This window comes from Chimaeribacter arupi (assembly GCF_002858805.1).
Lineage (GTDB): Bacteria > Pseudomonadota > Gammaproteobacteria > Enterobacterales > Enterobacteriaceae > Chimaeribacter > Chimaeribacter arupi.
Genome location: NZ_PJZI01000049.1, coordinates 18,350 through 27,126, shown reverse-complemented (window position 1 = coordinate 27,126; position 8,777 = coordinate 18,350). Strand labels below are relative to the sequence as shown.

Genomic DNA, 8,777 nt, shown 5'->3' with positions numbered 1-8,777 from the left:
CGCTTGCTAACTCGAGGTGGCGTATATTACGCTTTCCTCTTTCAGAGTCAACCTCTTTTTCAGAAGTTTTTTCTCTTATTTTCTCTCTTCCCGGTCGCTTGTGAAGTGAATCACTTGCGCCGTGTCGATGGAGGCGCATTATAGGGAGTTCCGCGCAGCCCGCAACAGGTATTTTGCAGAAAAGTGGTCGTTTGCTGCATTCCACAGCAAAACCCGGCCTTATACCTCTTTTTACACAAACTTATCCACAACCGCATTCTGAGGCCAAATTTTACGAGCACCACGCAATCGTTTTCGCTACAATTCCAGCGCGCTGTTAATGACGTTCTACTGGCTGCCCCTGTGGGGGCGTTATCTGAATAGTGCCCGCTTTTCTTTATTCCCGGGCAGAATTCACATAACGCTCTTTATTGAGACTCCAAAGCCAAGGGATAAAACCACCATGCAACAACGTCGTCCTATTCGCCGCGCATTGCTCAGCGTTTCTGATAAAGCCGGTATCACCGAATTCGCCCAAGCATTGTCTCAACGTGGGGTTGAATTACTCTCTACAGGCGGAACCGCCCGCCTGCTGGCAGACGCCGGTCTGCCGGTCACTGAAGTTTCTGACTATACCGGTTTCCCGGAGATGATGGACGGGCGCGTCAAAACCCTGCATCCGAAAGTGCATGGCGGCATTCTGGGCCGTCGTGGCCAGGATGATGAGGTAATGCAACAGCATGCCATTGCCCCAATCGACATGGTGGTGGTTAACCTTTATCCCTTTGCCCAGACCGTTGCCGACCCGGACTGCTCCCTGGCAGATGCGGTTGAGAATATCGATATCGGCGGGCCGACGATGGTGCGCTCTGCGGCCAAGAACCATAACGATGTCGCGATTGTGGTAAAGAGCAGTGACTATCTGGCCATCCTGCGTGAGATGGATGACAACGAGAACGCCCTGACGCTCGAGACCCGTTTCGATCTGGCTATCAAAGCGTTTGAGCACACCGCGGCTTACGACAGCATGATCGCCAACTATTTCGGTACGCTGGTTCCGGCCTACCACGGCGACAGCCAGGAGCCGTCCGGCCAGTTCCCACGCACGCTGAATCTGAACTACATCAAAAAGCAGGATATGCGTTACGGTGAGAACAGCCACCAGAAAGCCGCCTTCTATATAGAAGAAGAGATCAAGGAAGCGTCTGTCGCGACCGCCGAGCAGTTACAGGGCAAAGCGCTCTCCTATAACAATATCGCGGATACCGATGCGGCGCTGGAGTGTGTGAAGGAGTTCAGTGAGCCGGCCTGCGTTATCGTCAAGCACGCCAACCCCTGTGGTGTGGCAATCGGCAGCTCTCTGCTGGACGCTTATGAACGCGCCTATAAAACGGACCCGACCTCAGCTTTCGGCGGCATTATTGCGTTTAACCGGGAGCTGGACGCAGAAACAGCCAAAGCGATCATCAGCCGTCAGTTTGTGGAAGTGATTATCGCCCCGTCTGTCAGCGCTGAAGCTCTGGCCCTGACCGCCAGCAAACAGAATGTCCGTGTCTTGCAGTGTGGTAAATGGACAAGCCGCACCACCGCACTGGATTTCAAACGCGTCAATGGCGGCCTGCTGGTACAGGATCGCGATCTGGGCATGGTGGCCGCCCGTGATTTACGCGTGGTGTCCCAGCGTCAGCCTACTGAGCAGGAGCTGCGTGACGCGCTGTTCTGCTGGAAAGTGGCCAAGTTCGTCAAATCCAATGCCATCGTTTATGCGCGTGATAATGTGACCATCGGTATCGGCGCAGGCCAGATGAGCCGCGTGTACTCGGCGAAAATTGCTGGTATTAAAGCCGCAGATGAAGGGTTGGAAGTCAAAGGGTCGGTCATGGCGTCTGACGCCTTCTTCCCCTTCCGTGACGGTATTGATGCCGCAGCGGCCGTAGGGGTGACCTGCGTGATCCAGCCGGGCGGCTCTATCCGTGACGACGAGGTGATTGCAGCCGCTAATGAACATGGCATCGCCATGCTGTTCACCGACATGCGCCATTTCCGCCACTAGTTTTTACTGCGGGTGCATGAGGCACCCGCCGCTCCGGAGTTATTACATGAACATCTTGATTATCGGTAACGGCGGCCGCGAACATGCGCTGGCCTGGAAAGCCTCCCAATCCCCGCTGGCGGATACCGTTTATGTCGCACCGGGCAACGCCGGAACGGCATTGGAACCTCTGTTGGTGAATGTGGATATCGCGGCGACGGACATTGACGGCCTGCTGGCGTTTGCCAAAGCCAATGATATCGGCCTGACGATTGTCGGCCCGGAAGCCCCGCTGGTGATCGGCGTGGTGGATGCCTTCCGCGCGGCCGGCCTGAAAATTTTTGGCCCGACACAAGCTGCCGCCCAACTGGAAGGGTCGAAAGCCTTTACCAAGGATTTCCTGGCGCGCCATCAGATCCCAACAGCGGAATACCATAACTTCACCGAGGTTGAGCCGGCGCTGGCGTATGTACGCAGCAAAGGTGCACCTATCGTCATTAAAGCGGATGGGCTGGCAGCCGGTAAAGGCGTCATCGTGGCGATGACCCTGGAAGAAGCCGAAGCGGCCGTCACTGACATGCTGGCAGGCAATGCATTTGGCAACGCGGGCCACCGTATTGTGGTGGAAGAGTTCCTGGACGGTGAGGAAGCCAGCTTTATCGTCATGGTGGACGGTGAGCATGTGCTGCCGATGGCGACCAGCCAGGACCACAAGCGCGTGGGTGATGGTGATACCGGCCCGAACACCGGCGGTATGGGGGCGTACTCCCCTGCCCCGGTCGTGTCAGAAGAAATCCACCAGCGCATTATGGAACAGGTCATCTGGCCAACCGTGCGCGGCATGGCGGCGGAAGGCAACACCTATACCGGTTTCCTGTATGCCGGGCTGATGATTTCCGCCGAAGGCCAGCCCAAGGTGATTGAGTTCAACTGCCGCTTTGGCGACCCGGAAACCCAGCCGATCATGCTGCGCCTGCGTTCTGACCTGGTGGAGCTGTGCCTGGCCGGTGCAGAAGGCAAACTGGGTGGCAAAAGCTCTGACTGGGACGAGCGCCCGGCACTGGGCGTAGTGCTGGCCGCCGGTGGCTATCCGGGCAACTATGCCAATGGCGACATCATCCACGGCCTGCCGCTGGAAGAAGTCTCAGACGGCAAAGTGTTCCATGCCGGTACACGCTTGCAGGATGAGCGGGTGGTGACCAACGGCGGGCGAGTGCTGTGCGTGACGGCGCTGGGTGCCACCGTGGCAGCGGCGCAACACCGGGCATACCAGCTGGCAGAGGGGATTCAGTGGGAAGGCAGTTTCTGCCGCCGGGACATCGGCTACCGCGCCATTGCCCGCGAAAGCCAGTCACGCTGATTCGCGATACCCGGTATCTGACAGGGCGCTTCGGCGCCTTTTTTATTTTGCAGGCCTTCTTTATTCAGTAGAAGGCAGTAAGCAGAACAGCGCGTTACAACTCACCCGCTTTCGGTTCCCAGCGGCAGAAGTCTTCATTGGCCACCAGCAGCAGTTCAGTGCCTTCCGGCGCGCTCAGCCATGCCAGCCCAAGGCGATCGTTCGCCTGACTTGCCCGTTTTGCCAGCCATATCTGTGAATAGGTACCAAACTGGGGTTTTACGGTTTCCCCATGACAGGCGGTGATGACGCCCTGGTTCCAGCGCCCCTGCATCAGGTTGACTTGCCCGGCCCGCAGCGTTTCGCTTAACTCCAGCACTGCACGCGCCTGATACTTATAGCGCTCAATATCATCTGCAGAGAGTTTCACGCGGCCGGATGCACTCTGGCGCTGCATAAAGCTGACATTGCCCTCGGGGTCAACACGCAGCTGCACGGTTTCGGTGTCAGGGCCATCGTGGGTGTCATGGGTGTTGCGGACATAACGCGTTTCGCGGATCTGGCTGAGGTGGTTGTCCTGATAGTCGTAGCGCGTGACGACGGTCTCTTTGCCGCGGTAAGGGCTGTAGACATTGATCAGCGTTTGCGGATGGTTTTGGTCATCATCCTGGCGCCAGAGCCGGTTAATGCCCTGATCGGCAATATACCCGCTGGCGGTGAAGGTAGGCGGTTCGGTATGGAAGCTACAGCCCGCCAGGCCGGTTGCCAGCAAAGCGGCAAACAGGCTGCGGCGGGCAAACAAAAGGGGCGTCATCGCCCCCCTGTTTATTCTTTTCACAGATGCGCGGTTACGATTACTTAACTGCGTCTTTCAGTGCTTTGCCAGAAACGAAAGCCGGAACGTTTGCAGCAGCGATTTTGATTTCGTTGCCTGTCTGCGGGTTGCGGCCGGTGCGCTCGCTACGATGGTTTACCTTGAAAGTCCCGAAGCCAACCAATTGTACAGCATCACCCTCTTTCAGAGACTCAGTAATCGCGGTCAGGGTTGATTCCAGTGCGGCTTTAGCCTGAGCCTTGGAGAGATCAGCCTTGTCTGCGATTACATCAATCAGTTGAGTCTTATTCATAAGTTATCCTTACAGTGTGTTTATCGTTTGCAAAGCATCGAGTGCGACGGATATGCCGATGGACAGCACTCTCCTGCATACACGCACCGATAGCCACTTTTTTTACGCCCCCCAAATGTAGACCAGACAGGGTGCGGATGTGAAGCCTTAAGGCACGACAAATCAGGCGTTAAATCACGTTTTGTTGCCTTATTGCGTTAAATTTATCCCAATGTTGCTAACCGCTGCTTCGCGCAGGTCAGAACGTAACCCCTTGATCAGATCTAAATCGCGCTCTTCACAATCGGCTAACAGACGGAAAATTTCCCATTGGATATCCCACTCTTCCTCGACTGCCGGCAATACTTTCAGCTCGGCGTCGGTCATCTCTTTACCTGCCTGTGTCATTTCCAGCATGGCGACAGTGCGGATCGAGGTTTCGCTGATTGCAACAGCATGAGAGTAAGTCTCGCCGCTAAGCCGCGAGTGGATAAGTTCCCCTAATGCGATACACGCGTCGATTGCGGGGTAAACGCCGTAAAGATCGTACTCTTCTGCCGACGGGATAGCTTCTTCCAGCTTCTCCAGTTGACTGTCAAAATTAACTTTTGCGTCTTTGACGACTAATGTTTCCCAAACCAGATCCAAAATACGGCGGTAGACCTGCGGATCACCAAATTCGGTCTGCAGGCAGAACATTTGATAGTTGGGGTACATACGCTCGCACAAGCTCGCCATAAAGGTGACGTGCTGCCAGCTTTCCAGCTTTTCAAGCCGCAAATGGATCGGGTTTTGTAACATGTTCAGTTCTCATTAATGTTGCTGCGCGGCAGTGTACCCGAAAATTTCCCGGAACCCTATTCCTCGATTCCTAAAGCGGGCGGTAACGCCTGCCAGCGCTGAAAAGCCGGGCGGTTTGACGCCACGGCGTCCGCCCAGCGGGTCGGTTCCGGCAGCCGGTAACCGCGCATACAACGCTCAACCCACATCAGCGCGCTGTCAGTGCTGACGCGGTGGCCGGTGGCAACAAACAGCGGGTTACAGCGCACTTTACTGCGCCACACCCAGGCAAGCTGCTCACCTTTGTCCATCAGCGGCTGCTTCGCACCGACTTCCGGCCCCAGCGGCTCGAATTTGCCGCACAGGCGCTTTTTCGCGACCCCGATCGTCGGCACATCCACCAGCAGGCCAAAGTGGCTGGCAACGCCCAGCCGCCGCGGGTGGGAGATGCCGTGGCCATCGACGAACAGCAGATCCGGCTTTTGCTGCAACTTCTCCCAGGCGGCGAGCAACGCCGGGTACTCACGGAATGACAGGAAACCCGGAATATAGGGCATGGTGGTGTTGATGCGGGCGATATGGTACTCCACCAGCTCCAGCGAGGGGTAACGCAACAGCGCAATGGCCGCGCGCGTCACTTCCCCTTCCTGCTCAAACCCCACGTCCGCCCCGGCAATGAAAGCCGGCTGGTCAAACGAATAATCATCATGGCGGATCACCTCCGCCGCCTTAATTATCTGCTGCTGGCGCAATTCCTGAGTATCAATCAAACCTGCTCCTTATTGGTGGTACTTACCTGACAAGGCGTGTACCGCATTAACGAATGTGCCGGCATGTTCCGGCGGCACATCCAGATGGATACCGTGGCCAAGGTTAAACACATGGCCCTCTCCGTGCCCAAAGCCCGCCAGAATGGTTTCGACCTCTTCCTCAATGCGTGCCGGGGGCGCATAAAGCATAGACGGATCCATATTGCCTTGCAGCGCAACCTTGTCGCCTACCCGGCGGCGCGCGTCTGCGATATCAGTGGTCCAGTCCAGCCCCAGCGCGTCACAGCCGGTCGCGGCCATCGCTTCCAGCCATTGCCCGCCGCCTTTGGTGAACAGCGTGACCGGCACACGGCGGCCTTCGTTTTCACGAATCAGCCCATCGACGATTTTATGCATGTAGTGCAGGGAGAAGGTGAGGTAATCACGCCCGGTCAGCACGCCGCCCCAGGTATCAAACACCATCACGGATTGCGCCCCGGCTTTGATTTGGGCATTCAGGTAGAGGATCACGCTGTCCGCCAGTTTATCCAGCATCAGGTGCAGGGTCGCCGGCTCGGCATACATCATCTTTTTCAGTTTGGTGAACGCCTTGCTGCTGCCGCCTTCCACCATATAGGTCGCCAGCGTCCACGGGCTGCCGGAGAAGCCGATCAGCGGCACCTGGCCTTCCAGGTTATGGCGGATGGTGCGCACGGCGTTCATCACATACCCCAGCTCCTGTTCCGGATCGGGGATCGGCAACTTTTCAACATCGGCCCGGCAGGTCACCGGGTGGGCGAAGCGCGGGCCTTCGCCGGCTTCAAAGTGCAGGCCCAGCCCCATCGCATCAGGGATGGTCAGGATGTCGGAGAACAGGATCGCGGCGTCCAGCGGGAAACGGCGCAGCGGCTGCAATGTCACTTCACACGCCAGCTCGGCGTTTTTGCACAGCGACATAAAATCACCCGCCTGCGCACGGGTTGCCTTGTACTCCGGCAAATACCGCCCGGCCTGGCGCATCATCCAGACAGGGGTAACATCGACCGGCTGACGCAACAGGGCACGCAGATAGCGATCGTTCTTCAACTCTTTCATGTAAGGCTCCTCATTAATCCGCCGGCATTTTATCACGCGGAGTCTGTATCACGCGGATTATGTGTGACGCCGATGTGTATTACTCCGATAAGTATCACGCGGATTCTGTCTCGTGCGGGGGCGTGCTGTCGCCTTCTGCGCGGCACAACGCAACGGTGTCTTCAATCAACCGCCGGGCGATGGTGCCGGCCGGCGGCAGCATCGGCAACTGATCGTAGCGATACCAGCCGGCGCTCAGCAGCTCCTTCGGATCGTGGCGGATGTCGCCGCTGTCGTAGTCGGCCATAAAGGCCATCATCAGCGAATTGGGGAACGGCCACGGCTGTGAGCTGACATAGCGCAGGTTTTTAACCCGGAGGTTACTCTCTTCCATCACCTCACGCGCTACCGCTTGCTCCATCGTCTCCCCGACTTCAACAAACCCGGCCAGCACGGTGTGGATGCCGTTACGGTGGCGGACGTGCTGCGCCAGCAGGATCTCTTCACCCCGGCGGATGGCGACAATCATGCAGGGGGCAATCTGCGGGTAGTAGCGCTCATGGCAATGCGGGCAGAGCACCGCCCACTCCCGTTTGCTGTGCTCCATTTCATGGCCGCAGTAGCCGCAGAAACGGTGCGAGCGGTAGAACTCCGCCAGCTGTATGCCGCGGCCGACCAGCTGGAACAAATCGCGGTCCTGGTCGAGCAGTTGCCGGACGGAGGCCATCTCGCTTGGCCGTGGCTCGCGCACCAGCCACACCGGCGCGCCCTGCCATTCGCCAATTTGCCGTGCAGGCAGGCCAATCACGGAAAATTCTGTTGCCGCACCAAAGGGTAACTCACCTTTCGGCAGCCACAATTTTCCTTCGTGGCTGATGACCCACCAGCCGTTGTGTTTATCTGTGAGTTGAATTTCCATATTGTTGTTGCATAACCTCGACGACACTGACACTCTGGAATTGAGACTTTTACATATTAGTAACGATTAAACACGCTTTCCTGCTCATGGAGTTCACCATGCTAAACCGTCTGGAAAAACTGACTCAACGCGTCGGCGGCAGTAATGAGTTGATTGATCAATGGCTGCATGCACGTAAAGAGCTATTAGTCGCCTATTGCACCCTGGTCGGGTTAAAACCCAACAAAGAGAAACATGCGCCGCTGGATGAAGAAGCCCTGAAAAACTTTTGTCATCAACTGGTGGACTATCTCTCTGCCGGCCATTTCCATCTGTACGACAAAATCATTCAGGATATTGAAGGGTCAGACAGCCCACGTATGCTGGTGACGTCGCAAATCTACCCGGCGTTACAGCAAAACACGGAAACCGTGATGGCGTTCCACGACCGCTATACCGAGACCGTGATCGAGGATGACCACATTTTTGAATTCCATCAGGGTCTGTCCGATGTGGGCGTGGCTCTGGATGCCCGTTTCCAGCTGGAAGATCAGTTGATTGCGCTGGCGTTTGACGCCGCGTCATTGCCTCTTCAGCAGCCGGTGGCCAACGATTCAACGCTGGCCCGCCCAGCCTAAGCAGTCACAGCCGCCCCTGCCGGGGGTTGCTGTTTTTTAACCGCCTCATACAATGAGGCTTCTTGTCGGAGTGCCTAGCGCATCATCTTGATGCCGGGCTGAGACCGTTAATTCGGGATCCGCGGAACCTGATCGGGTTAGTACCCGCGAAGGGAACAAGAGTAATCCAGTGCCTGGCCTGC

Annotated in this window: 9 protein-coding genes and 1 riboswitch; of the genes, 3 read left to right on the top strand and 6 right to left on the bottom strand. The window is 56.9% G+C overall.

The window, feature by feature from the left end; translation table 11 throughout:
* The first annotated feature begins 442 nt into the window (after positions 1–442).
* Positions 443–2,032 (top strand): bifunctional phosphoribosylaminoimidazolecarboxamide formyltransferase/IMP cyclohydrolase, encoded by a 1,590-nt coding sequence (gene purH / locus CYR52_RS20800; RefSeq protein ID WP_101829349.1) that lies wholly within the window; start codon positions 443–445, stop codon positions 2,030–2,032.
* A 46-nt stretch (positions 2,033–2,078) separates the two neighbouring features.
* Positions 2,079–3,371: a phosphoribosylamine--glycine ligase gene (gene purD / locus CYR52_RS20795; RefSeq protein ID WP_072933610.1), complete on the top strand. Its 1,293-nt coding sequence runs from the start codon at positions 2,079–2,081 to the stop codon at positions 3,369–3,371.
* A gap of 94 nt (positions 3,372–3,465) precedes the next feature.
* Here the strand turns inward: purD and CYR52_RS20790 are convergent, their stop codons facing one another.
* The 6 genes from CYR52_RS20790 to nudC all read right to left on the bottom strand — a co-directional run bounded on the left by CYR52_RS20790 (position 3,466) and on the right by nudC (position 7,978).
* Entirely contained in the window at positions 3,466–4,164 is a 699-nt protein-coding gene (locus tag CYR52_RS20790; protein WP_072933608.1) for a DUF1481 domain-containing protein, read from the bottom strand.
* Between the two features lie 40 nt (positions 4,165–4,204).
* A complete protein-coding gene (gene hupA / locus CYR52_RS20785) occupies positions 4,205–4,477 on the bottom strand; it encodes a nucleoid-associated protein HU-alpha (RefSeq protein ID WP_072933606.1) in 273 nt (90 codons plus the stop codon).
* A 189-nt stretch (positions 4,478–4,666) separates the two neighbouring features.
* Positions 4,667–5,257 carry a YjaG family protein gene (locus CYR52_RS20780; RefSeq protein ID WP_072933604.1) on the bottom strand — a complete coding sequence of 197 codons (591 nt, stop codon included), beginning with the start codon at positions 5,255–5,257 and terminating at the stop codon, positions 4,667–4,669.
* A 56-nt stretch (positions 5,258–5,313) separates the two neighbouring features.
* Positions 5,314–6,003: a deoxyribonuclease V gene (gene nfi, locus CYR52_RS20775; protein WP_072933613.1), complete on the bottom strand. Its 690-nt coding sequence runs from the start codon at positions 6,001–6,003 to the stop codon at positions 5,314–5,316.
* Positions 6,004–6,015: 12 nt separating this feature from the next.
* The gene (gene hemE / locus CYR52_RS20770) at positions 6,016–7,080 is read right to left on the bottom strand and encodes a uroporphyrinogen decarboxylase (RefSeq protein WP_072933602.1); all 1,065 of its coding nucleotides are present in this window, start codon (positions 7,078–7,080) and stop codon (positions 6,016–6,018) included.
* Positions 7,081–7,174: 94 nt separating this feature from the next.
* Positions 7,175–7,978, bottom strand: coding sequence for an NAD(+) diphosphatase (gene nudC, locus CYR52_RS20765; RefSeq protein ID WP_101829348.1), 804 nt, complete (start codon positions 7,976–7,978; stop codon positions 7,175–7,177).
* A 98-nt stretch (positions 7,979–8,076) separates the two neighbouring features.
* Here nudC and CYR52_RS20760 point away from each other — a divergent pair, with 98 nt between their 5' ends.
* On the top strand, positions 8,077–8,595 hold the full coding sequence (locus CYR52_RS20760; RefSeq protein WP_072933598.1) for an Rsd/AlgQ family anti-sigma factor: 519 nt from the start codon (positions 8,077–8,079) through the stop codon (positions 8,593–8,595).
* A gap of 56 nt (positions 8,596–8,651) precedes the next feature.
* Positions 8,652–8,767: riboswitch (TPP riboswitch) on the top strand.
* Positions 8,768–8,777 lie beyond the last annotated feature (10 nt).

What these genes read in the sequence shown, in the direction of transcription:
- hemE (WP_072933602.1), bottom strand. Translation starts at nt 7,080, where the DNA reads ATGAAAGAGTTGAAGAACGATCGCTATCTGCGTGCCCTGTTGCGTCAG.
- CYR52_RS20760 (WP_072933598.1), top strand. Translation starts at nt 8,077, where the DNA reads ATGCTAAACCGTCTGGAAAAACTGACTCAACGCGTCGGCGGCAGTAAT.
- CYR52_RS20780 (WP_072933604.1), bottom strand. Translation starts at nt 5,257, where the DNA reads ATGTTACAAAACCCGATCCATTTGCGGCTTGAAAAGCTGGAAAGCTGG.
- CYR52_RS20790 (WP_072933608.1), bottom strand. Translation starts at nt 4,164, where the DNA reads ATGACGCCCCTTTTGTTTGCCCGCCGCAGCCTGTTTGCCGCTTTGCTG.
- hupA (WP_072933606.1), bottom strand. Translation starts at nt 4,477, where the DNA reads ATGAATAAGACTCAACTGATTGATGTAATCGCAGACAAGGCTGATCTC.
- nudC (WP_101829348.1), bottom strand. Translation starts at nt 7,978, where the DNA reads ATGGAAATTCAACTCACAGATAAACACAACGGCTGGTGGGTCATCAGC.
- purH (WP_101829349.1), top strand. Translation starts at nt 443, where the DNA reads ATGCAACAACGTCGTCCTATTCGCCGCGCATTGCTCAGCGTTTCTGAT.
- purD (WP_072933610.1), top strand. Translation starts at nt 2,079, where the DNA reads ATGAACATCTTGATTATCGGTAACGGCGGCCGCGAACATGCGCTGGCC.